This is a genomic window from Thauera sp., from assembly GCF_047601425.1.
GTDB lineage: Bacteria > Pseudomonadota > Gammaproteobacteria > Burkholderiales > Rhodocyclaceae > Thauera.
On record NZ_JASGJL010000002.1, the window covers coordinates 428,570 to 451,487 of the forward strand.

Here is a 22,918-nt window from a genome sequence, read left to right on the forward strand (position 1 = left end):
GCGAAAACCCCGGCAGCGTTGAGTCGACGGCTGCCGGGCCGCTGCCCGGTGAGCACCGGGAGGTGGGTCAGGGGTTGCGCAACTGGTAGGGCGTGGGGTCTGCCACGCCTGCATTCGCGAAGCCTGCGGCGCGCAGGCGGCAAGCTTCGCAGCGGCCACAGGCGCGGCCGGCATCGTCGGCCTGGTAGCAGGTCACGGTGATGCCGTAATCGACGCCGAGTGCAGTGCCGCGGCGGATGATGTCGGCCTTGCTGAGGTAGATCAGCGGAGCATGGATGCGCAGGCGGGCGCCTTCGACGCCGGCCCGGGTGGCCAGATTGGCCATCGTCTCGAATGCCTGGATGAAGGCCGGGCGGCAGTCCGGGTAGCCGGAGTAATCCACCGCATTGACACCGATGAAGATGTCGCTGGCACCGAGGACCTCGGCCCAGGCCATGGCGATGGACAGCATCACGGTGTTGCGGGCGGGCACGTAGGTGACGGGAATGCCGGCGCTCTCGCCGTCCTCGGGGACGTCGATGGAAGGGTCCGTCAGTGCGGAGCCGCCGAACTGGCCGAGGTCGATGCGTGCGAGCCGGTGTTCCTTGGCGCCCAGAGTCTGGGCGACCCGCAGCGAGGCCGTCAGCTCTGCGGTGTGGCGCTGGCCGTAGGCGACCGACAGGGCATAGGCGTCGAAGCCTTGGTCGCGGGCGATGGCGAGGCAGGTTGCGGAGTCGAGGCCGCCTGACAGCAGGACGACGGCGCGTTTGGCTTGAGTCATCGGGAAGACTTCCGAGCTGTGATGCAGCGCGGCTCAGCGGCCGCGGGCATCGTTCCACAGCACTTTGTGCAGTTGCAGTTGAAAGCGGACCGGCAGGCGGTCGCGCACGATCCATTCCGCCAACTGGGCGGGGTCGAGCGAGCCTGCGACCGGCGACAGCAGCACGGTACAGCGCTCGGCGAGGCGGTGTTCGGCGATCTGGCGCTTCGCCCACTCGTAGTCTGCTTCGTCGGCCAGCACGATCTTGACTTCGTCGTGGGGCGTCAGCAGGGCGATGTTGGCGTAGAGATTGCGTTCGACTTCGCCCGAGCCGGGCGCCTTGAGGTCGACGACGCGCGATACGCGCGGGTCGACCTTGCCGATGTCGAGCGCCCCGCTGGTTTCGAGCGATACCGAATAGCCGGCGTCGCACAGCGCGCGCAGCAGCACCAGGCAGCTCTTCTGCGACAACGGTTCGCCGCCGGAGACGCAGACATCCCTCAAACCGTGGCTCGCGACCTCGCCCATGATGTCGTCGAGGCTGCGCGACTGACCGCCGGTGAAGGCATAGGCGGTGTCACACCAGGTACAGCGCAGCGGACAGCCGGTGAGGCGCACGAACACCGTCGGCAGGCCGACGCGGGTCGATTCACCCTGCACCGAGGCGAAGATTTCGGTGATGCGCAGTTTGACGGCGGCTGCCGTCGATGTTTCGTTAACCGTCACGCCTGTCTCAACGCTTGCCGAGGCGCTGCTTGGCGACCTGGGCGGCGTTGCTTTGCGGGTAGCGTTCCACCAGCGTCTGCAGGGTGCGGCGCGACGTGGCAGCGTCGCCGATCGACTGCTGGCTGTTGGCGAGGCCGAGCAGTGCGTCGGGGGCGACGTTCTCGTTGGGCCACTTGGTCAGCACAGTGTTGAAGTGCCTGGTGGCGGCGTTGATGTCCTTGGCCTGCAGTGCGGCATTGCCTGCCCAGAAGTGGGCGCCGGCGCTGAAGTTGCCGGCAGGGTACTTGGCGACGAAGGCATCGAAGGCGGTCAGCGCCTCGCGATGCTTGCCCTCCTTGAGCAGGTTGAGGGCTGCTTCATAGTCGGCGGATTCGGCCGCGGGATCGGCATTGGCGGCGGCTCCCGTAGCCGTTGCTCCGCTGGTTTCGATCTGGCGCAGGCGGGTGTCGAGATCGACGTAGAAGTCCCGCTGCCGCTGCTTGAGGGTGTCCACCTCGTTGACCAGCAGTTCGATCTGGCCGCGCAGGCGTGCGACTTCGGCGCGAAGCTGTTCGTTCTGGTTGGCGAGCTCGAGCTGGCCGCGGCTGGTGGTCTCCAGCCGGCCTTCGAGGTCCTGGCGCATATCGGTGATCTGCCGGCGAGCCTCGGCGTCATCGAACAGACCCGCTTGCGCGGGTCCGGCCGATGACAGGACGAGGATCGCCGCCAGCGGCAGCAGGCGCTTCATCTCAGAACTCGCCCGAGTACAGCATGTCGCCGCGGCGGTTCTCGGCGAAGCACGCTTCGGTGGCGGCGTCGCAGCGCGGCTTTTCCTCGCCGAGGCTGACGGACTCGATCTGCGCTTCCTTCGCACCCAGCAGCATCAGGGCCTGCTTGACCACGTCGGCACGCTTCTGGCCCAGCGCCAGGTTGTATTCGCGGCTGCCGCGCTCGTCGGTGTTGCCCTGGATGAGCATCTTCATCTGCGGGTTCTGCACCAGGAAGCGGGCATGGGCCTCGACCAGCGGCTTGGCTTCGGAGCGGATGACGTAGCTGTCGAAGTCGAAGAACACGCTGCGCTTGGACAGGATGTTGTTCGGGTCGGTCAGCGCGGCGATGCCCGAGCCGGACGCGCTGCCGGCGTTGACGGTGGCGACGCCGCTGCCCGAGCCCGAACGGTCTTCGACCTGGGCCGTGTCGGAGGGGCCGGTGCTCGAGCATGCGGCAAGGATCAGCGACAGCAGGGCGGGGATTGCAAGTTTCTTCATGTGTGATGCTCCGGTTCTGGTTTTGAGACAGCAGTGGTTGTTACAGCTTTGTTATTGCCGAGGCTGCGGACCCCAGGAGGGTTCGCGGACATCGGCCGCCTTCACCGTCAGGCGTTGCTTGATCCGCCCATCGGACGACACCGCCGACAGCACGCCTCGTCCACCGCTTTCGGTGGCGTAGAGGATCATGCGGCCGTTGGGGGCGAAGCTGGGCGATTCGTCGCGTGCCGAATCGGTGAGGATCGTTGTCTGGCGGGAGGCGAGGTCCTGCACGGCCACCTGGAAGCGGCCGCCGTTGCGGGTGATGAAGGCAAGCAGCTTGCCGTCCGCCGACAGGCGCGGACTGACGTTGTAGTTGCCGTCGAAGGTCACCCGCTGGGCGCTGCCGCCGCCAGCGGAAATGCGGTAGATCTGCGGGCTGCCGCCGCGATCGGAAGTGAAGTAGATGTTGTCGTCCTTGCCCCAGAAGGGCTCGGTGTCGATGCCCGACGAACTGGCCAGGCGACGCACACCCGAGCCATCGGCGTTGAGCACGTAGAGCTGCGACTGGCCGTCCTTGGTCAGCACCACCGCAAGCTGGCTGCCGTCGGGCGACCAGGTCGGGGCGGAGTTGGAGCCCTTGAAGTTGGAGACGACGCGGCGCTGGCCGGTGGCGAGGGTGTGTACGTAGACGATCGGCTTCTTCTGCTCGAACGAGACATAGGCCAGACGCTGGCCATCGGGGGACCAGGCGGGCGAGATGATGGGCTCGCGCGAGCGCAGCGCCGCGGCAGCGTTCATGCCGTCGGCGTCGGCGACCTGCAGTTCGAAGTTGGGACCGCTCTTGACCACGTAGGCGATGCGGGTGGAAAAGTAGCCGGGTTCGCCGGTGAGCTTCTCATAGACGAAATCGGCGATGCGGTGGCCGACGAGGCGGTTCTGCGCAGCCGTCATCGGCAGCGCCATGGCGCCGAGTTCGCGCTGGGTCTGGGTGTCGAACAGGCGGAAGCGCACTTCGTAGCGGCCATTGCCCTGGGTGATGACGCTGCCGGTCAGCACCGCGTCTGCGCCGCGGCCGCGCATTGCCGGCAGATCGGGCATGGTGGATTCCGGCAGCGCCAGCGGGCCGAGGTCGACCAGGCTGAACAGCCCGCTGCGATCGAGATCGGCACGCACCACGTCGGTGACGCTGTTGGGCAACTGGCCCTCGTGCTCGAAGATCGGGATGATCACCGGAAAGCGCGAGGCGCCGGCGCCCGTGATCTCGATCGAAAGCTGGGCGCGCGCGCCCAGCGCGAGGCCGGCGAGCGCGATGACGAGCAAGAGTCTGAAGGCGGTTAGGATTCGTGTCATGTGGGGCTGCTCCAGCCGCGGATTATATCGATGGATTAAGTGGATAAAGCGTGCTTAGTTGTCGGCCAGCGGACGGAATTTGAGTTCGAGCGTGCGCTGGAACAGGGACGGGTTGGCAGGCAGCGGCAAAGGGCTCGCTCCCAGGATCGCGCGCTTGATGGCATCGTCCAGCGCAGGAACGCCGGATGAGCGTTTGAGACGCACGTCGAGCACTTCGCCGCCCGGCAACTGGTCGACCTCGAAAGTGGCCTCCGGGTTTCCTGTCAGGCCGGGGGGCCGCAGCAGCTTGCCGCGCACCTTGGTGGCGATGGCCAGCTTGTACTTGTCCATGTCGCCCTGCATGCCTGCACGCGCAGCCTCCTGCCGCAGCATGCCTTCGAGCCGGGCGTCCTGCGCGGCCTGTGCTTCCTTGTTCAGCAACTGCTTCATGTAATCGTCGTCCGGCGCGGGCTTGGGCTGTGGTTTGGGCTCCGGTTTCGGCTGTGGCTGTGGCTGTGGCTTTGGCTCAGGCTTGGGTACAGGCTTTGGTTCCGGTTTCTTCGGTTCGGTTTTCGGCTCGGGCTTGGGGGCCGGCTTCTTTGGTTCAGGTTTCGGTTCCGGTTTTTTCTCCGGCGCCTTGGTGGCGATCTCGGGCTTGACCGCCGGCTTGGGCGGTTCGGGCCTGGGCTCGGGTTTCGGCTCCGGCCTGGGCTCAGGTGCAGGCTTGGGCTGCTCGGGTCTGGGTTCCGGTTTCGGCTCGGGTCTCGGTTCCGGCTTGGGGGCCGGCTTCGGCGCGGGCGCAGCCATGTCGGGCGCGCTGACGAGCCCGACTTCGAGCCCGGCCGGCGGCGGGCTTTGCCAGCGGATGCCGAAGAACAGGAACAGGAACAGGCCCAGATGGACCGCAACGGTCAGTCCGAGCGACTGCCATTTGCCCGGTGCCTCGCTGGGCGGTGCGACGCGATCCCTCATTTCTGCGATGTGCTGCTCTGGGTGACGAGGCTGATCTTGCGCACGCCGGCGCCGCGGGCGACTTCGAGAACGTCGATCACCTTCTGGTAGTCCAGCTTGCTGTTGGCCGCAACGAGAAATGCCTGGTCCGGGTTCTTCTGCAGCGCTTCCTGCAGTGCCGGCTCCAACTGGTCGTTGCGCAAGGGGCGGGACGTGCCGCTGTTGCTGGCCCGTAGTGCGAGCTTGCCGGCGGCATCCACTTCAATGACCAGGGCCTCGGCTTTCGGCGGCGGCGTGCCGGCGCCTGCAGAGGGCACGTCGATGGTGCCTTGCTGGATCATCGGTGCGGTGACCATGAAGATCACCAGCAGCACCAGCATCACGTCGATGTATGGCACGACGTTGATCTGGTTCATCAGGCGGCGTTGGCGCATGGCGGTTCTCCGTGTCCGTCAGCGCAGGTTGCGCTGCAGGATGTTGGAGAATTCCTCGATGAAGCTTTCGAAGCGGATGCCCAGACGGTCGATGTCATGCGCGAAGCGGTTGTAGGCGACGACGGCGGGAATCGCCGCGAACAGGCCGATCGCGGTCGCGACCAGCGCTTCGGCAATGCCCGGGGCGACCTGGGCGAGCGTGGCAGCGCCGACGCTGGAAAGCCCGCGGAAGGAATTCATGATGCCCCACACGGTGCCGAGCAGGCCGATGTAGGGCGACACCGAGCCGACCGAGGCGAGGAAGGCGAGGTGGGCTTCGAGGTCATCGACCTCGCGCTGGTAGGTCGCGCGCATCGCACGCCGCGCGCCGTCGAGGATCGCCGAGTGGTCGTGGCCCTTTGCCCGCAGCTTGGTGTATTCGCGGTAGCCGGATTCGAAGATGCGCTCCATGCCGCCGTTCTCGTTGCGGGTTGCGGAGTCGAACAAGGTGTTGAGGTCGCCGCCGCTCCAGAAGTCGCGTTCGAACGCGTCGGTCTGGGTGCGCGCGGAGCGGATCTGGAACCATTTGCGGAAGATCCAGTACCAGGACACCAGCGACAGGGTCGCGAGCAAGGCCATGACGAGCTGGACGAGGACGCTGGCCTGGCTGATGAGGCTGAGGATGGAGAGGTCGTGAGTGACGGTCATGCTAGTTTTTCGAAGTGGGCCTGCAGATTGGTGTACAGCGGGGCCGGCATCGGCACCGGCTTCTGCCGGTGCAGGTCGATGCAGGCGATTAGGACTTGGGCGGTGAACAGAAGTTGCCCGTCGCGCCGGATTTCCTGGTCGAACACCAGGCTGGCGCGGCGCAGGGCGGCGATGCGACTGACGACCTGCAAGGAATCGTCGAGGCGGGCGGGCTGAAGATAATCCGCCTTGACCGAGCGCACGACGAAGGCGATGCCTGCCGAATCCAGCAGCGCCTGCTGCTCGACGCCGAGCGCGCGCAACCATTCGGTGCGTGCGCGTTCGCAGAAACGCAGGTAGTTGGCGTAGTAGACGACACCGCCTGCGTCGGTGTCTTCGTAATAGACACGGATCGGCAGGGCGGACGAAGCAGCGGCAATTTCTGGTTGCATTGCAGCATTCTATCTGAGCCTATGGGGCCGTCCAGTGGCGTTTGAAGATGAGGACATTTACAAAACGTAATCCGTGCGAATGTCTCGGCGCGGACCTGTTTTCGCAGGTAGATTGCGGGAAATGCTATCCTCTGAGAGGGTTTCTGGAACCCGTGGCAAATACTTGGGACGAAGCGCAGCGTGGCACTTTCCTTTTTCGGCCGGAAGCGGCCGGGCGGTGAGCGGCAGACCGGATCGGCTGGAGATTCCAGCGAGGCCGTGCGTCCTCCGCCGACCGTGCTGTCCGAACTCGATTTCAGCGGCGCCGACCGCGGTCTGTCCACGGCTTCGGGCGGAGTGGAGGTCCAGGAGGTCGGGACCGGCATCGGCGCGGTATTCGAAGAGGCCGCAATCCTCTATGCCAATGGCAGCGTGGCCGAAGCCGAGCAGGTGCTGACGGCGACGCTCGACGACCCGAAGGCGACGACGGGCGAAGGGCTGTGGATGATGCTGCTGGACCTGTATCGCCTTACCGGCCAGGATCAGCGTTTCGAGGCCCGCGTGCTCGACTATGCCATGCGCTTCGAGCGCTCGCCGCCGCCATGGGTGGATCTGTCTCCCCAAGGGGGGCGGGCAGGCGGGGAACGCATGCCGACGGTGGGCCTGTCGGGCAGTCTGGCAGGCCAGGGGGAGACCCAGCTGAGCCAGATCGCTGCCGTTGCACGTCGCGGCGGGGCTGTGCGCATCGATGTGGGCAAATTGCGCAATGTCCCGGATGCCGGCTGTGCTGCCTTGCTGAGGCTGCTCGAGGAACTGCTGGCCGAGCGTATCAAGCTCAGCCTGTCGAGCGTCGAACCGTTCATCGAGGATCTGGCGCGGCGAGCCGACGTGGGCCGGGCGGAGGGGCGCGACACCTGGCTGCTGCTGCTCGAATTGTTGCAATTCACCGGCGACCAGGAGCGCTTCGAAAACCTCGCCATCGACTATGCCATCACCTTCGAGGAATCGCCGCCGTCGTGGAAGGGGATCGCGGTGGCAGTGCCGAAACGCGCCGAGGCCGGTACGGATGCGGCCTTGGGCGACGATGTGCCCCGTCTGTGCGGCGAACTGTGCGGCGCCTCGAACGAGTCGCTGAAGCGGCTCGCCAGCCTGGCGGCGGAACGCAGCGAGCTGAAGGTGGACTGTGCCCAGCTGCAGCGGGTCGATTTCGTCTGTGCCGGCCTGCTGTTCAACATGCTCGCCACGGTCAAGGCGCAGGGTAAACTCGTGACCCTCTTCAACGTCAATGCCATGGTCGCGGCGCTGCTGCGCGTCATGAGCGTCGACCAGGTCGCGCACGTCACGCTGCGCCACTGAACTTCCACATCTAGCAACGCCGGCCGCGAGCCGGCGGGGAATCGTCATGGAACAATATCGCGGTACAACCATCCTGTCGGTGCGGCGCGGCAATCGCGTCGCCCTCGGCGGCGACGGCCAGGTCACGCTGGGCAACATCGTCATCAAGGCTTCGGCGCGCAAGGTGCGCACGCTGTACGACGGCCAGATCCTGGCCGGCTTCGCCGGCGGCACGGCAGATGCCTTCACGCTGTTCGAGCGCTTCGAGGCCAAGCTCGACAAGCACCAGGGCAACCTGCTGCGCTCGGCGGTGGAACTGGCCAAGGACTGGCGCACCGACCGCATGCTGCGCCGGCTGGAGGCGATGCTGGCGGTCGCCGACCGCGACCACTCGCTGATCATCACCGGCAACGGCGACGTGCTCGAGCCCGAGCAGGGCATCGTCGCCATCGGCAGCGGCGGCGCCTATGCGCAGTCGGCGGCGCGCGCGCTGATCGAGAACACCGAACTGGCACCGGCCGAAGTCGTCTCCAAGGCGCTCGGCATCGCCGCCGACCTCTGCATCTACACCAATCACCATCACACCATCGAAGTGCTGGATTGAGAGCGAACGCATGACCCAGATGACCCCGCCGGAGATCGTCTCCGAACTCGACAAGCATATCGTCGGCCAGGACAAGGCCAAGAAGGCCGTCGCCATCGCCCTGCGCAACCGCTGGCGCCGAGCCCAGGTCGAAGAGCCGCTGCGCAGCGAGATCACGCCGAAGAACATCCTGATGATCGGCCCCACCGGCGTCGGCAAGACCGAGATCGCCCGCCGCCTGGCACGGCTGGCGAACGCGCCCTTCGTCAAGATCGAGGCGACCAAGTTCACCGAAGTGGGCTACGTCGGCCGCGACGTGGACACCATCATCCGCGACCTGATGGAAATCGCCATCAAGGACGGCCGCGAGCGGGCGATGAAGCGGGTGCGCGACCGCGCCCTCGACGCCGCCGAGGACCGCGTGCTCGACGCGCTGCTGCCGCCGGCGCGCTCGATGGGCTTCAACGCCGAACCCGAGCCGCAGCAGGATACGGCGACGCGGCAGAAATTCCGCAAGAAGCTGCGTGAAGGCGAGCTCGACGACAAGGAGATCGAGATCGAAGTGGCGGCACCGTCGATGCAGGCGGAGATTTTCGCACCGCCGGGCATGGAGGAGCTGACCCATCAGATCCAGGGCATGTTCCAGAACCTGGGTGGCGGCAAGAAGAAGCAGCGCAAGCTGAAGATCCGCGAAGCGCTGAAGCTGCTTGCCGACGAGGAAGCCGCGCGCATGATCAATGACGAAGAAGTGAAGCTCGAAGCGGTTCGCTCGGTCGAGCAGGATGGCATCGTCTTCCTCGACGAAGTCGACAAGATCGCCGCCCGCAGCGACGCCCACGGCGCCGACGTGTCGCGCCAGGGCGTGCAGCGCGACCTGCTGCCGCTGGTCGAAGGCACGACGGTGTCGACCAAGTACGGCATGATCAAGACCGACCACATCCTGTTCATCGCCAGCGGCGCCTTCCACCTGTCCAAGCCGAGCGACCTGATCCCGGAGCTGCAGGGCCGTTTTCCGATCCGCGTCGAGCTCGAGTCGCTGTCGGTCGGGGATTTCGAACGCATCCTCACCAGCACCGACGCCTGCCTGACGCGCCAGTACGAAGCGCTGCTGGCGACCGATGGCGTCGAGCTCGAATTCACCTCCGAGGGCATCCGCCGGCTGGCGGAGATCGCCTACCAGGTGAATGAGAAGACCGAGAACATCGGCGCCCGCCGTCTTTATACGGTGATGGAGAAGCTGCTCGAAGAACTGTCCTTCGAGGCGGGCAAGGCCACGCTCGGCAAGATCGTGATCGATGCGGCCTACGTCGATGGCCGGCTCGACATGCTGGCGCAGCGGGAAGACCTGGCGCGCTACGTGCTCTGAGCCTATTCGCCTGCTGCATGCGCCCCGGCAGCGGATGAGTCCGTCGCCGGGGCGTTCCCGTTCATGGACCAAGTCTTCTTGCCGCGAATTTTCCCATGCTCATCCGCATTGTCGAAATTCTCTTCCCGCTGTTTGCGATCACCGCGCTGGGCTATGTGGTCGGCCGCCGCGTCAAGCCGGATCTGTCGCAGGCCAACAAGCTCAACATGGACGTGTTCGTGCCGGCGCTGGTGTTTGCGGCGCTCGCCAACAAGGCCTTCGACGTCAGCGCCTACCTGCCGCTGGCCGCTGCCACCCTGCTGATGGTGGTCGGCTCGGGCCTGGTGGCCTGGGCAGTCGCGCGCGTGGCCGGCATGGAGCCGAAGACCCTGGTGCCGCCGATCATGTTCAACAACTGCGGCAACCTCGGCCTGCCGCTGGCCGTGCTGGCCTTCGGTGAAGCCGCGCTGGCGCCGATGGTGGTGCTGTTCATGGTCTCCAACCTGATCCACTTTTCCTTTGGCGCCTGGCTGTTCGACCGCCGCGTCAACTTCTTCACCGTATGGAAAGTGCCGTCGGTGATGGCGACCTTCCTCGGCCTGGCCGTCAGCCTGCTGCACATCGAGGTCTGGCCGCCGCTGCTGACCGCGATCCGCATGCTCGGGGAAATCTCGATTCCGCTGATGCTGTTCGGCCTCGGCGTGCGCCTGGCGAGTTCGCGTATCTCCGCGGTCGGTTTCGGCGTGTTCGGCGCGGTACTGCGTCCGGTGGCCGGCATGCTGCTGGCCTGGCTCATCATGCTGCTGATCGAACTGCCGCCGCGCGAACAAGCGCTGCTGCTGGTGTTTGGCGCGCTGCCGCCGGCGGTGTTGAACTACATGTTCGCCGAGCGCTACGGCCAGGAGCCGGACAAGGTGGCGTCGATGGTGCTGATCGGCAACCTTGCGGCACTGGTCTTCCTGTCGATCGCGCTGGCGATGGTACTTGCCTGACATGGGCGTCGCGCGAACTCCCAGGCGGGGCAATCTCTACGCAGCACTGCCCGTTGCGGCTGCCGACGAGCATTTCGAGACCTTGTTCGGCAGCGGCGCCTGCCGCGTCGAGCGCATCGTCTCGCACGGCCATGCCAGCCCGCCGGGCTTCTGGTACGACCAGGCCGCGGACGAATGGGTCGTGCTGTTGCAGGGCGAAGCCGAGTTGAGTTTTGCCGACGGCGAGCGTATCGGGCTGCTGCCGGGCGACTGGGTGGAGATCCCGGCCGGCTGCCGGCACAGGGTGGAGTCGACCGCGCCGGCCACGGTCTGGCTGGCCGTGCATGGCGAGCCCGCGCGTGGCTGAAATCCTGCGGCCAGCCGTCACAAGCCGCTGAAGCGGTCGATGCGGCGGCGGTCGCGCTTGGTCGGGCGGCCGTGCAGGTCGGCGCCCGGCGTGGCGGCGAACTTGCGCAGCTCGCGCGCCTTCTCGCGCTGTTCGGCGCTTTCCGGTGTTTCTTCGTACAAGGCCTGTGCGATCGCCGCGGAGCCGCGCTTGTCGGCGATCGCCCGCACGACGACGGTGCGTGTTTCCTCGCCGATCGTGATATCGATGCGGTCGCCGGCCTTGACCTCGCGGGCAGGCTTGGCCGCGAGGCCGTTGAGCCTGACCTTGCCGCCATCGACCGCTTCCGTCGCCGCGGTGCGGTGCTTGAAGAAACGGGCCGCCCACAGCCACTTGTCGAGGCGGGTGCGGGCGTTGTCGGCGGCGGGACGGTCAGGCATGGCGGTTGCGGAGATCTGAAAAAGGACACGGGGCCACCGACATTATCGGTGGCCCCGTGTATCGGGGCAAAGGCTCAAGCGCTGCAGTGCTACGCGGCCCGGCCTGGCCTGGCGCGGCTTATCCGATCATCCCTGCGCCGACGGTGTTGTTGGTGCTTTCGTCGATGATGATGAAGGCGCCGGTGGCGCGGTTGTCCGCATAGCGGTCGGCGACGATGGGCTGGGCGAGCTTGAGCGTGACGCGGGCGATGTCGTTCATCGCCAGGCCGGCAACGCTTTCCTGCTCCAGCGTGTTTACGTCCAGGCGGTAGTCGATCCTGGCGACCTTGGCCTTCACTTCGCGCGTGGTGTGGCGCACGAGGTAGGTGCGCGCCGGCGACAGCGGGGTTTCGGACAGCCAGCAGATGGTGGCGTCGATCTGCTTGACCGGCTCGGGCGCTTCGGCGGACTTGACGATGAGGTCGCCGCGCGAGATGTCGATCTCGTCTTCCAGCAGCAGCGCCACCGACTGTTCGTGGATCGCGCGTTCCAGCGGCAGACCGCCGATCTCGATCCGCCTGACCTTGCTGGCGGCGCCTGAGGGCAGCACCGTGACGCTGTCGCCGACGGCGATTTCGCCCGATTCCACCCGGCCCATGAAGCCGCGGTAGTCGTGCAGCTCGGGGTTGGCCGAGTCCTGCGGGCGGCAGACGAACTGCACCGGGAAGCGGAAGTCCTCGGCCTGCTCGGTGTGGGCGGCGGGGGCGTTCTCGAGGATGTCGAGCAGCGTGGGGCCGTCGTACCAGGACAGGCGATCGCCGCGGTCGACGATCATGTCGCCGGCCAGCGCCGAGATCGGGATGAAGCGCGCGTCCTTGATGCCGAGCTTGTCGGCGAAGGCGAGGTAGTCGGCCTTGATGCGCTCGAACACGGCTTGGTCGTAGTCGACCAGGTCCATCTTGTTGACCGCGACCAGCAGGTGCGGGATGCCGACCAGGCTGGCGAGGTAGGAGTGGCGGCGGGTCTGGGTGAGCACGCCCTTGCGCGCATCGACCAGGATGATGGCCAGGTTGGCGGTGGAGGCCGCGGTGACCATGTTGCGGGTGTACTGCTCGTGGCCCGGTGCGTCAGCGATGATGTACTTGCGCCGGCCGGTGGAGAAGTAGCGGTAGGCGACGTCGATGGTGATGCCTTGCTCGCGCTCGGCCTGCAGGCCGTCGGTGAGCAGCGACAGGTCGACCGCGCTCATGCCGCGCTTGGCCGAGGTCTTCTCGATGGCGTTGAGGGTGTCGGCGAGGATGGTCTTGCTGTCGAACAGCAGGCGGCCGATCAGGGTGCTCTTGCCGTCATCGACGCTGCCGCAGGTCAGGAAGCGCAGCAGGCCGTTGTCGATCTCGGGCAGTTGTTCGGGTGCGGACATGGTCATGGTTCCTTCAAGCTTTTGAGAGTTCGTTCGCTGTGCTGTCGTGAGCAGCTTGCTGGTTACGTAGCGTTGTTCGTCTGATGGCTTCGATCCGCCGGTGCCGCGCGGGGTGTTCCTTCTGCAGGCTGCGGAACTCGCTCGCTTCGCTCACTCGGACAGTCCTCGCCTGCGCCAGGAACACCCCACACGTCACCGGCTCGGCTTGTCGCTGGCTGGTAGGCTCAGCTATGACTGGATAGCCTTTGATTTACCTTTGTGACCCACTGAGCGTTCCGGGACGTGTGCGGGGTATTCGCGGAGAGGCGAGGACTGTCCGAGCCCGAAGGGCGCGCATTTGCGTAATCTCCGCCCAGCACCGCGTAGCGGTGCAGCCTCGGAGTGAATACCCCGTGCGCGGCCTTTTGCACGGAGGTCGAGCACAAAGGAAACACCGCTCAGAAATACCCTTCCTTCTTGCGCTGCTCCATCGAGGCCTCGGAAGTCTGGTCGTCCATGCGCGTCGCGCCGCGCTCGGTGATCGTCGTCGTCGCCGTCTCGGCGAGGATCTTTTCCACCGTGTCGGCGTTCGATTCCACCGGCGCCGTGCAGGTGATGTCGCCGACGGTGCGGAAGCGCACCTGGACGTCTTCGACCTTGTCGCCCGGTTTGGCCGGCGTCAGCTCGGTCACCGGCTGCAGCAGGCCGTTCTTGCGCACCACCGGGCGGACGTGGGCGAAGTAGATCGACGGCAGCTCCAGCTGCTCGCGCTGGATGTACTGCCACACGTCCAGCTCGGTCCAGTTGCTGATCGGGAAGGCGCGGATGTTCTCGCCCTTGTGGCTGCGGGCGTTGTACAGGTTCCACAGCTCCGGGCGCTGGTTCTTCGGGTCCCACTGGCCGAACTCGTCGCGGAAGCTCATGATCCGCTCCTTGGCGCGCGCCTTCTCCTCGTCGCGGCGGGCGCCGCCGATGCAGGCGTCGAAACCGAACTCCTCGATCGCCTCCAGCAGCGTCACCGACTGATGCTTGTTGCGCGACTCGTCGGCATGCTTCAGCACCACGGTGCCGCGCGCCATCGAGTCCTCCACCGAACGCACGACCAGGCGCTCGCCCAGTTCGGCGGCGCGCTTGTCGCGGAAATCGGTCACTTCCTTGTAGTTGTGGCCAGTGTCGATGTGCATCAGCGGGAAGGGAAAGCGGCCCGGGTGGAAGGCCTTCTCGGCCAGGCGCAGCAGGCAGATCGAATCCTTGCCGCCGGAGAACAGCAGCACCGGGTTCGAGCACTGGCCGGCGACTTCGCGCAGGATGTGGATGGCTTCGGCTTCGAGCCAGTCGAGATGGGAAAGCGTCTGTTTGGTCAGCGTCGACATGATGTGATTACCGTTTCGAATGCGTGTTCGGGGGGCGTGTGGGAGCGTGCAGCGGCCAGCCTCAGCCCTTCTTGGCGTGCAGGCCGCACTCCTTGGTTTCGGGGTCTTCCCACCACCAGCGCCCGGCGCGGACGTCCTCGCCCAAGGCGATGGCGCGTGTACAGGGGGCACAGCCGATGCTGGGATAGAACTGATCGTGCAGCGCGTTGTAGGGCACCTCGTTGAGACGGATGTAGGCCCACACCTCGGTTTCGCTCCAGTCCGACAGCGGATTGAGCTTCTCGAGGCCGTTGCCCTGGTCGAACTCGCGCAAGGGCAGGCCGCTGCGGGTCACCGACTGGGCGGCGCGCAGGCCGGTGATCCACGCCTTCTTGCCGGCCAAGGCGCGGCGCAGGGGCTCCATCTTGCGCACGCCGCAACAGCCCTTGCGCAACTCGATCGAGTCGTAGAAGGCATTGATGCCATGGCTGCGGACGAAATTCTCCACCGACGCGGACTCGGGGAAGAAAACCTTCAGCTTCCTGCCGTAGCGCTGCTCGACCTCGCCCATCAGCGTGTAGGTCTCGGCCGGCAGGCGGCCGGTGTCGAGCGAGAAGACCTCGATCGGCAGCGCGTTCGCCAGGATCAGGTCGGTCAGCACCATGTCCTCGGCGCCGAAGCTGTTGGCGAAGGTCAGCTCGCCGGCGGTGCCGAATTCAGCCACCGACTCGCGCAGCAGGGCGAGTGCGGCAGCGGCCTTGGCGCTGACCGTGGCGCGCAGGGTTTCGGTCAGTTCAGGCTGGGTCGCCGGGTTGCTCGGGGGGCGACGCAGCAGGGAGACCGTGGCGTTCATCAGGCGGCATCCTTCTGCAGCGGGGTGCGCGGCTGGCGGCGGAACAGCGGCTCGGGCACGTCGACCGCGCCCTGGTAGGGATTGCTGAAAGCCTTCAGGCTGGCCAGCGCGGCTTCGAGCTGGGCGGTGGTGTATTTGCCTTCGCTCGGCTGCAGCACGCTGAAGCCGCAGCGCAGCATGAAGAAGAACTGGTCGCGCAGCACGTCGCCGATCGCGCGCAGCTCGCCGCCGTAACCCAGGCGGGTGCGCAGCAGCGTGGCGATCGAATAGCCGCGGCCGTCGGCGAACTTGGGGAAATCCACCGCGACTAGCTGCAGCAGCGGCAGGTCGGCTTCGAGGGCGAAGGGGTCTTCGTTGCCGGCCAGCCAGATGCCGAGCACGCCGGCTTCGGCCTTCGGTTGCAGTTCGTCGCGGCGTGCCTGCCACACGGCCAGCGGCACGATGACGCGGCCGGCGGGCAGCGCGGCTTCGGCTGCGGTGTCGCCTTCGGCCAGGCGCAGCACCTGCCAGTCGTCGGATTGGATGAGGCCGTTCTTGATGATGTCAGGCATTGGCGGTCTCCCGGGCTTCGAGGCGTGCAGCGCGTTCGGCATAGACGCGGGTCTTGAACGAGTCGATGCCGATGCGGCGCACGGTGTCGATGAAGCGTTCGTCTTCGTGGCGGTTGTCGATGAAGTTGTTGATCAGCGAAGTGATCACGTCCGGCATCTCGGCGGCGGCGAAGGACGGGCCGATCACCTTGCCCAGCGAGGCCTGGTTGCCCTGCGAGCCGCCGATCGTCACCTGGTAGAACTCCTGGCCGTTCTTGTTGACGCCGAGCACGCCGATGTGGCCGACGTGGTGGTGGCCACAGGCGTTCATGCAGCCGGAGATGTTCAGTTCGAGTTCGCCGAGATCGTACAGGTAGTCGAGGTCGGTGAAGCGGTCCTGGATCGCGTTGGCGATCGGGATCGACTTGGCGTTGGCCAGGGCACAGAAGTCGCCGCCGGGGCAGGAGATGATGTCCGTCAGCAGGCCGACGTTCGGCGTCGCCAGGCCCAGCTCGCGCGCCTGCTGCCAGACCTTGAACAGGTCGGCTTCGCGCACGCTGGCGAGCAGCACGTTCTGTTCGTGGGTGTTGCGCACTTCGCCGAAGGCATGGCGGTCGGCGAGGTCGGCGATGGCGTCGAACTGGTCGGCGGTGAGATCGCCCGGCGCCACGCCGTAGGGCTTCAGCGACAGCACCACGCTGGCGTAGCCCTGCACCTGGTGAGCGCGCACGTTGCGCCGTGCCCAGGCGGCGAAAGCCTTGTTCTCGGCCAGATGGCTGCGGTAGCCGGCATCCTGCGGCAGCGGCGCCAGCACCGGATCGTCGAAGCGGCCGGCGACGCGGTCGAGCTCGGCCTGTGTCAGCGTGGACGGGCCGTCCTTGAGATGGACGAACTCGGCTTCGACCTGGCGGGCGAATTCTTCCACGCCGAGCGCCTTCACCAGGATCTTGATGCGCGCCTTGTAGGCGTTGTCGCGGCGGCCGTGCAGGTTGTAGACGCGCAGGATCGCGCTGCAGTAGTTGAGGATCTGCTGCCAGGGCACGAAGCTGGAGACCTCCGCGCCGATGATCGGCGTGCGGCCCAGGCCGCCGCCCACCAGCACGCGGAAGCCGAGTTCGCCGGCCTCGTTGTGCACGATGTCGAGGCCGATGTCGTGTGCCTGGATCAGCGCGCGGTCCTGCCTGGCGCCATTCACCGCGATCTTGAACTTGCGCGGCAGGAAGGCGAATTCCGGATGGAAGGTGCTCCACTGGCGTAGGATCTCGCACCACGGGCGCGGGTCGGCGATCTCGTCGGCGGCGACGCCGGCGAAGGGGTCGGAGGTGACGTTGCGGATGCAGTTGCCCGAAGTCTGGATGGCGTGCATCTGCACGCTGGAGAGCAGGCCGAGGATTTCGGGCACGTCTTCCAGCTTGGGCCAGTTGAACTGGATGTTGTGGCGCGTGGTGACGTGGGCATAGCCGTGGTCGTAGCGGCGGGCGATGTGGCCGAGCATGCGCAGCTGCTTCGAGTCCAGGTTGCCGTAGGGCACGGCGATGCGCAGCATCGGCGCATGGCGCTGGATATAGACGCCGTTCTGCAGACGCAGCGGGCGGTATTCGTCTTCGCTCAGTTCGCCGGCGAAGTAGCGCCGCGTCTGATCGGCGAACTGGGCGACGCGCTCATCGACGATGCGCTGGTCGTATTCGTCGTATCTGTACATGGGGTTCGTCTCTCTGGGTTTCGGGGGATTCTGAGGGGAATTTGCTGAGGCGCAGGCCGCGTGCCTGCGCCGTGGTGTCAGTGGGCGATCAGCTTGGCGCCGACCAGCACCAGCATGGTGGCCAGGATCGGGCGCAGGAAGTGGTCGGGCACCTTGGTCGAGATATGGCTGCCGAGCCAGATGCCGGGCAGCGAGCCGACCAGCAGGCTGCCGAGCAGCAGCCAATCGACGCTGCCGAGCATCCAGTGGCCGACGCCGGCGACGGCGGTCAGCGGCACGGCGTGGGCGATGTCCGAGCCGACGATGCGCAGCGCGGGCATCGTCGGATACAGGAAGAACAGCGCGGTGACGCCAAGCGCGCCGGCACCCACCGACGAGATCGACACCAGCACGCCGAGGATCGCGCCGGTCAGGATGGTGAGGCGCGCGGTGCGCGCCGGATCGGGTTCACCGCCGAAGCGGGCGAGGGCAAAAGCCTGGATGCGCTTGCGGAAGATCAGCGCGACGGCGGTCAGTACCAGCGCGATGCCGAGCGCCACCTTGATCAGGCTGGCGGCGCCCTCGATGCCGCCCGGTGCGTAGCGGCCGACCAGGATCAGCGTGATCGTTGCGGCCGGGATGCTGCCGGTGGCCAGCAGGCGGGTGATCTTCCAGTCCACCGTGCCCTTCAGGCCGTGGGCGAGCGTGCCCCCCGCCTTGGTGATGGCGGCATACAGCAGGTCGGTGCCGACCGCGACCGATGGATGGATGCCGAACAGCAACACCAGCAGTGGTGTCATCAGCGAGCCGCCGCCGACGCCGGTCAGGCCGACGATGGCGCCCACGGCAAATCCGGCAATGGTGTAGGCAAAATCCATGAAGGGCATCCTGTGAAGTGCGCGGATCGTAGAGCTTCAGTTTAGCTATAGAAAGTGGTTTGCGGTTAGACTTTTAGAATTGAAAGTTATATGTGAGGCGAGGAAATGAATCTTCAGCAACTTCGCTATATCCATGAGGTTGCGCGCCGCGGGCTCAACGTCACGGAAGCTGCCGATGCGCTGTTTACCTCGCAGCCTGGCGTATCGAAGCAGATCCGGCAGTTCGAAGCCGAGTTGGGCATCGAGATCTTCGAGCGCCACGGCAAGCGCCTGGTCGCCGTCACCGAGCCGGGACGGGCGGTGCTGGCGATTGCCGAGCGGGTGCTGCGCGACCTCGACGACCTGCAGCAGGTCGGCAGCGAGTTTGCCAACGAGACGGTGGGCAGCCTGAGCATTGCCACCACCCATACCCAGGCGCGCTACGTGCTGCCGGCGGTGGTGCGGGACTTCATGCGCCGTTATCCGCAGGTGAAACTGTCGCTGCACCAGGGCAACCCGCGCCAGGTGGCTGAAATGGTGCTGGATGGCGTGGCCGACATCGGCATCGCCACCGAGGCCATCGCCGATTACGAGGATCTCGTGATGCTGCCCTGCTATCAGTGGAACCGCTGCGTGGTCGCCACGCCGCGCCATCCCATCCTGCACGAGTCGCCGCTGACGCTGGAGGCGATCGCCCGCTATCCGATCATCACCTACGACGACGCCTTCACCGGCCGCAGCCTGATCAACAAGGCCTTTCTCGGGCGCGGGCTGAAGCCCAACGTGGTGCTGTCGGCGATCGATTCCGACGTGATCAAGAAGTATGTGGAAATGGACCTGGGCATCGGCATCCTCGCGCGCATGGCCTATGACGCGGAAGAGGACAGGCGGCTGGGCATGGTGGATGCGTCGCACCTGTTCGAATCCAGTACCACCCGTATCGGCCTGCGCAAGCGGGCCTGGCTTCGCACTTATGTCTTCGCCTTCATCGAAGGCTTTGCGCCACACCTGTCGCGGCGAATCGTCGAAAGCGCGCTGATCGGCGGCGGCAGCGATCCTGGGCTTTGACCGTCAGACGCGCTCGAACCAGCGCTTCAGGCGGGCGCCGCGCAGTCCGGCGGCGAGGCCGGCAATCAGGCGGACGCGCGCTTTCAGCGGATCGAGCGAGCGGCATTGCAGCCAGTTGCCCGGGCGGTCGATACGGTGTGGAGTCGCGCCGGCGCCGCAGCGGCTGGCCAGTACGACCGGCACTGCCGGCGGCAGGTCTTCAGTGAGCACGGTTTCCCACGCCGCCGGCAGGCTGGCATTGCCCGGCAGCGCCAGCACCAGGCCGGCGCGTCCGGCGATCAGGTTGGCGCGGGCCAGGGCGCGCACCACGGCTGCAGCCAGCGCGGGGGAGCTGCCTGCACTCACCGTCAGCAATTCGACGGGCGGCAGCGCCTGCACTTCGATGGGCAGGTCGATGTGGTGGTGGCGAGAGGAAGGAAAGGCCTGCAGCTGCGTGTCGCTGGCATCGACGGTCAGGGCAGCAGGGGAGCTGAAGGCGTCGATCGCGGATGGATGGCGCTTGGTCAGCAGCGCCGCAGGCAGGATGCGGTCGCCCAGTACCGCAAGTACGCCTGCCCGCCCGGCGAGGGGGCGGCAGGCAAGCTGCACGGCATGGTAGAGATTCAGCGGGCCGTCGGCCGACAGGGCGGTGGCCGGACGCATCGCCGCGGTCATCACCACTGGTTTGCCGGTGCTGAGCGCGACATGGAGGAAATAAGCGGTTTCTTCCAGGGTGTCGGTACCGTGGGTGATGACGATGCCGTCGATGGCGTCGTCGTCGGCCAGCGCCTGCACGCGCCGCAGCAGAGGCAGCCAGTGGGCTGGCCCCATGTCCTTGCTGTCGATGTTGAATAGTTGTTCGGCGCGCAGCTCGGCCAGTGCGGCCAGCTGCGGCACGGCGTCGAGCAGCTCTGCGGCACCCAGCTGCCCGGCAGTGTAGTTGGCGGTGTCGGTGGCTGACGCGGCGGTGCCGGCGATGGTGCCGCCGGTGGCGACGAGGGCGATGCGGGATCTGCGTGCGTTCATCTTCGTCTTCCCTTCCGTCTTCAGGAACCGGCCTGCTGCGGCGCTGCAGGCATGCTTTCTTCCTGCTGTTGCAGCAGCCACATCTGCGCATAGGCGCCGCCGCTTGCCAGCAAGGCGCCGTGCCGGCCGCGTTCGACGATGCGGCCGCCGTCGAGCACGATGATCTCGTCCGCATTCATGATTGTCGATAGCCGGTGGGCGATGACCAGCGCGGTGCGGCCCTCGGCGGCGCGTTCGATCTGGGCCTGGATGGCTTTCTCGGTGCGGGAGTCCAGCGCCGAGGTGGCCTCGTCGAAGATCAGGATCGCGGGGTTCTTCAGCAGCGCGCGGGCGATCGCGACGCGCTGCTTCTCGCCGCCCGACAGCTTCAGGCCGCGCTCGCCGACGCGGGTTTCGTAGCCGTCCGGCAACTGGCGGATGAAGTCTTCCAGTTGGGCAGCGCGCGCCGCGGCTTCGACTTCCTCCCGGCTCGCGCTGGGGCGGCCGTACTGGATGTTGTAGAACAGGCTGTCGTTGAACAGCACGGTGTCCTGCGGCACGATGCCGATCGCCGCGCGCAGGCTGTCCTGCGACAACTGGCGGATGTCGTGGCCATTGACCCGGATCGCGCCCTGCTGCACGTCGTAGAAGCGGTACAGCAGGCGCGCCAGGGTCGATTTTCCCGAGCCGGAATGGCCGACGACCGCCACCGTGCTGCCGGCGGGAACGTCGAAGCCGAGGTCGAACAGGATCGGCCGCTTGGCGTCGTAGGCGAAGCCGACATTGTCGAAGCGCACGCTCGCCGGGCCAGGGGGCAGCGTGAGCGCATCCGGCGCATCGGCAATCTCGCGGTGCTGGCCCATGAGCCCGAACATGCGCTCGATGTCGGTCAGCGACTGGCGGATCTCGCGGTAGATCACGCCGAGGAAGTTCAGCGGCGCGTATAGCTGGATCAGGAAGGCGTTGACCAGCACGATGTCGCCGATCGTCATCTCGCCGCTCGCCACCCGGATCGAGGCCTGCCACATCATCGCCGTGACGGCGACCGCGATGATCGCCGCCTGGCCGATGTTGAGGCCGGACAGCGAATACTGGTTGGTGATTTGGGCCTGCATCCACTTGGCGAGCTGCTCGTCGTAGCGGCGCGCCTCGAATTCCTCGTTGTTGAAATATTTGACCGTCTCGAAATTGATCAGGCTGTCGATCGCACGTGCGTTGGCGGCCGAATCGAGTTCGTTGGTGCGCCGTCTCAGTGCCGTGCGCCAGTTGGTGACCTTGATCGTGAACACGACGTAGACGGTCAGGGCCGTCAGTGCGATCAGTGCGAACACCGGGTCGTACTGCACCAGCAGGATGCCGATGACAAGGCTGATCTCGATCAGCGTCGGCAGGATCGAGTACAGCGTGTAGCTGATCAGCGAGCCGATCGAACGGGTGCCGCGCTCGATGTCGCGCGTCAGGCCGCCGGTCTGGCGCTCCAGGTGGAAGCGCAGCGACAGTGCATGCAGGTGGCGGAACACGCGCAGCGAAATCTCGCGCACGGCCTGCTGGGTGACGCGGGCGAAGACGATCTCGCGCAGCTCGGTGAACAGCGAGGTCGAGAAGCGGAACACGCCATAGGCGAGCAGCAGTGCGGCGGGCACGACGATGAAAGCCTGTTCGCGGGTGATGCTCAGATCGTCGATCAGGTGCTTGAAGACGATCGGCACCGTCACGTTGGCGCCCTTGGCCGCCAGCAGGCAGCCGAGCGCGAAGATCACCCTGCCCTTGTAGGCCCAGATGAAGGGGAACAGGCTTTTCAGCGTCTGCCAGTCGTGGCGCTCGGTGGGTTCGGGGCCGGGCAGGGCGGTGGCGGAGGAGCGTCTCATGGCGTCGTCAGGATGGGCGGCAAGCGCGCGATTCTGTTGCCCGGGCCGTGGTGAGTCAAACCGCAAGCTGTTCGATGAATCGTGCTTGACATCAAATAAATTGAACGTATGATTCAAACAAACGTTTGAATTGAGGTTGCCGATGTCCTCCGAGCCACGCCTGCCGCAGTCCGAAACGCGCGATCGCATCCTCGATGCCGCCGAACGGCTGTTCATGGAGCATGGCTTCGAAGGCACGTCGATGCGCATGATCACCAGTGCGGCGAATGCCAATCTGGCGGCGGTGAACTATCACTTCGGCAGCAAGGACGCGCTGATCCAGGCCGTGTTCCGCCGCCGCCTGACGGCATTGAACGAAACCCGGTTGGCGGCGCTCGATCGGCTGGAGGCGGAAGCAGGCGGCGAGACGATCAAGCCCAGCCGCATCGTCGAGGCCTTCTTCGGCACGGCGCTGGAGCTGGCGGCGGATACCGAGCACGGCGGCAGCACTTTCATGCGCCTGCTCAGTCGCACCTATAACGAACCCAACGCCTTCGTGCGCCAGTTTCTCGCCGAGGAATACGCCGAGGTGATGGACCGCTTCCTGACGGCGCTGTTTCGGTCCCTGCCGGGAGTGCCGCGTGACGAGATCATGTGGCGCTTCCATTACATGATGGGTGCGATGTCTTTTGCGATAGCGGGTGTCGAAAGCGTCTATGCGATGGCAGGGCTGCCTCGCGAGGAGGAGCCGCCGTCGCGGATGTTGCCGCGCCTGATGAGTTTCCTGCTCGGCGGACTGCGTGCTCCGCTGCCGGATCTTGGCGCAGCGGAAACGGATTGACT

25 protein-coding genes are annotated in these 22,918 nt (G+C 66.2%); 7 read left to right on the top strand and 18 right to left on the bottom strand.

The window, feature by feature from the left end:
* Positions 1–67: 67 nt before the first annotated feature.
* Genes queC through ybgC form a run of 9 tightly spaced genes read right to left on the bottom strand, consistent with a single transcriptional unit; the run spans position 68 to position 6,526 of the window.
* Positions 68–760: a 7-cyano-7-deazaguanine synthase QueC gene (gene queC, locus QM748_RS18545; protein ID WP_415248466.1), complete on the bottom strand. Its 693-nt coding sequence runs from the start codon at positions 758–760 to the stop codon at positions 68–70.
* 33 nt (positions 761–793) lie between these two features.
* Positions 794–1,465, bottom strand: coding sequence for a 7-carboxy-7-deazaguanine synthase QueE (queE, locus tag QM748_RS18550; RefSeq protein WP_415248467.1), 672 nt, complete (start codon positions 1,463–1,465; stop codon positions 794–796).
* Between the two features lie 7 nt (positions 1,466–1,472).
* Entirely contained in the window at positions 1,473–2,192 is a 720-nt protein-coding gene (gene ybgF, locus QM748_RS18555) for a tol-pal system protein YbgF (RefSeq protein ID WP_415248468.1), read from the bottom strand.
* Position 2,193: 1 nt separating this feature from the next.
* Positions 2,194–2,712: a peptidoglycan-associated lipoprotein Pal gene (pal, locus tag QM748_RS18560; RefSeq protein ID WP_415248469.1), complete on the bottom strand. Its 519-nt coding sequence runs from the start codon at positions 2,710–2,712 to the stop codon at positions 2,194–2,196.
* A gap of 51 nt (positions 2,713–2,763) precedes the next feature.
* Positions 2,764–4,044 carry a Tol-Pal system beta propeller repeat protein TolB gene (gene tolB, locus QM748_RS18565; RefSeq protein WP_415248470.1) on the bottom strand — a complete coding sequence of 427 codons (1,281 nt, stop codon included), beginning with the start codon at positions 4,042–4,044 and terminating at the stop codon, positions 2,764–2,766.
* A gap of 54 nt (positions 4,045–4,098) precedes the next feature.
* Positions 4,099–4,995 carry an energy transducer TonB gene (locus QM748_RS18570; RefSeq protein ID WP_415248471.1) on the bottom strand — a complete coding sequence of 299 codons (897 nt, stop codon included), beginning with the start codon at positions 4,993–4,995 and terminating at the stop codon, positions 4,099–4,101.
* A complete protein-coding gene (gene tolR, locus QM748_RS18575; protein WP_415248472.1) occupies positions 4,992–5,408 on the bottom strand; it encodes a protein TolR in 417 nt (138 codons plus the stop codon). The genes QM748_RS18570 and tolR overlap by 4 nt, the downstream gene beginning before the upstream one ends.
* A gap of 18 nt (positions 5,409–5,426) precedes the next feature.
* A complete protein-coding gene (gene tolQ, locus QM748_RS18580) occupies positions 5,427–6,095 on the bottom strand; it encodes a protein TolQ (RefSeq protein WP_415248473.1) in 669 nt (222 codons plus the stop codon).
* A complete protein-coding gene (ybgC, locus tag QM748_RS18585) occupies positions 6,092–6,526 on the bottom strand; it encodes a tol-pal system-associated acyl-CoA thioesterase (protein ID WP_415248474.1) in 435 nt (144 codons plus the stop codon). The genes tolQ and ybgC overlap by 4 nt, the downstream gene beginning before the upstream one ends.
* 180 nt (positions 6,527–6,706) lie before the next feature.
* Between ybgC and QM748_RS18590 the strand changes: the two genes are divergently transcribed.
* The 5 genes from QM748_RS18590 (at position 6,707) to QM748_RS18610 (ending at position 11,106) form a co-directional block, all read left to right on the top strand.
* Positions 6,707–7,861, top strand: coding sequence for an STAS domain-containing protein (locus QM748_RS18590; RefSeq protein ID WP_415248475.1), 1,155 nt, complete (start codon positions 6,707–6,709; stop codon positions 7,859–7,861).
* A gap of 46 nt (positions 7,862–7,907) precedes the next feature.
* Positions 7,908–8,444, top strand: a complete 537-nt coding sequence (hslV, locus tag QM748_RS18595; RefSeq protein WP_068639493.1) for an ATP-dependent protease subunit HslV — start codon at positions 7,908–7,910, stop codon at positions 8,442–8,444.
* A 10-nt stretch (positions 8,445–8,454) separates the two neighbouring features.
* The gene (gene hslU, locus QM748_RS18600; RefSeq protein WP_415248476.1) at positions 8,455–9,789 is read left to right on the top strand and encodes an ATP-dependent protease ATPase subunit HslU; all 1,335 of its coding nucleotides are present in this window, start codon (positions 8,455–8,457) and stop codon (positions 9,787–9,789) included.
* Between the two features lie 95 nt (positions 9,790–9,884).
* The gene (locus QM748_RS18605) at positions 9,885–10,760 is read left to right on the top strand and encodes an AEC family transporter (protein ID WP_415248477.1); all 876 of its coding nucleotides are present in this window, start codon (positions 9,885–9,887) and stop codon (positions 10,758–10,760) included.
* 1 nt (position 10,761) lies between these two features.
* A complete protein-coding gene (locus tag QM748_RS18610) occupies positions 10,762–11,106 on the top strand; it encodes a cupin domain-containing protein (RefSeq protein WP_415248694.1) in 345 nt (114 codons plus the stop codon).
* 17 nt (positions 11,107–11,123) lie between these two features.
* On the opposite strand, the gene QM748_RS18615 is transcribed toward QM748_RS18610, so the two are convergent.
* The 7 genes from QM748_RS18615 to QM748_RS18645 form a co-directional block, all read right to left on the bottom strand.
* The gene (locus QM748_RS18615; protein ID WP_415248478.1) at positions 11,124–11,525 is read right to left on the bottom strand and encodes an RNA-binding S4 domain-containing protein; all 402 of its coding nucleotides are present in this window, start codon (positions 11,523–11,525) and stop codon (positions 11,124–11,126) included.
* A gap of 118 nt (positions 11,526–11,643) precedes the next feature.
* Complete coding sequence (gene cysN / locus QM748_RS18620) at positions 11,644–12,924, bottom strand: sulfate adenylyltransferase subunit CysN (RefSeq protein WP_415248479.1); 1,281 nt, start codon at positions 12,922–12,924, stop codon at positions 11,644–11,646.
* Between the two features lie 437 nt (positions 12,925–13,361).
* Positions 13,362–14,276: a sulfate adenylyltransferase subunit CysD gene (gene cysD, locus QM748_RS18625; RefSeq protein ID WP_415248480.1), complete on the bottom strand. Its 915-nt coding sequence runs from the start codon at positions 14,274–14,276 to the stop codon at positions 13,362–13,364.
* Positions 14,277–14,337: 61 nt separating this feature from the next.
* Positions 14,338–15,108 (bottom strand): phosphoadenylyl-sulfate reductase, encoded by a 771-nt coding sequence (locus QM748_RS18630; RefSeq protein ID WP_415248481.1) that lies wholly within the window; start codon positions 15,106–15,108, stop codon positions 14,338–14,340.
* Entirely contained in the window at positions 15,108–15,659 is a 552-nt protein-coding gene (locus QM748_RS18635) for a DUF934 domain-containing protein (protein ID WP_415248482.1), read from the bottom strand. The genes QM748_RS18630 and QM748_RS18635 overlap by 1 nt, the downstream gene beginning before the upstream one ends.
* The gene (locus QM748_RS18640) at positions 15,652–17,340 is read right to left on the bottom strand and encodes a nitrite/sulfite reductase (RefSeq protein ID WP_415248483.1); all 1,689 of its coding nucleotides are present in this window, start codon (positions 17,338–17,340) and stop codon (positions 15,652–15,654) included. Before QM748_RS18640 ends, QM748_RS18635 begins: the two co-directional genes overlap by 8 nt.
* A gap of 77 nt (positions 17,341–17,417) precedes the next feature.
* Positions 17,418–18,197, bottom strand: a complete 780-nt coding sequence (locus QM748_RS18645) for a sulfite exporter TauE/SafE family protein (protein ID WP_415248484.1) — start codon at positions 18,195–18,197, stop codon at positions 17,418–17,420.
* Positions 18,198–18,302: 105 nt separating this feature from the next.
* On the opposite strand from QM748_RS18645, the gene QM748_RS18650 reads away from it, so the two are divergent.
* Positions 18,303–19,244 carry a CysB family HTH-type transcriptional regulator gene (locus QM748_RS18650; protein ID WP_415248485.1) on the top strand — a complete coding sequence of 314 codons (942 nt, stop codon included), beginning with the start codon at positions 18,303–18,305 and terminating at the stop codon, positions 19,242–19,244.
* Positions 19,245–19,247: 3 nt separating this feature from the next.
* On the opposite strand, the gene QM748_RS18655 is transcribed toward QM748_RS18650, so the two are convergent.
* Positions 19,248–20,249 carry an asparaginase gene (locus QM748_RS18655; protein ID WP_415248486.1) on the bottom strand — a complete coding sequence of 334 codons (1,002 nt, stop codon included), beginning with the start codon at positions 20,247–20,249 and terminating at the stop codon, positions 19,248–19,250.
* Positions 20,250–20,269: 20 nt separating this feature from the next.
* Entirely contained in the window at positions 20,270–22,096 is a 1,827-nt protein-coding gene (locus QM748_RS18660; protein WP_415248487.1) for an ABCB family ABC transporter ATP-binding protein/permease, read from the bottom strand.
* 142 nt (positions 22,097–22,238) lie between these two features.
* Here QM748_RS18660 and QM748_RS18665 point away from each other — a divergent pair, with 142 nt between their 5' ends.
* Positions 22,239–22,916 (top strand): TetR/AcrR family transcriptional regulator, encoded by a 678-nt coding sequence (locus tag QM748_RS18665; RefSeq protein ID WP_415248488.1) that lies wholly within the window; start codon positions 22,239–22,241, stop codon positions 22,914–22,916.
* Positions 22,917–22,918: the final 2 nt, after the last annotated feature.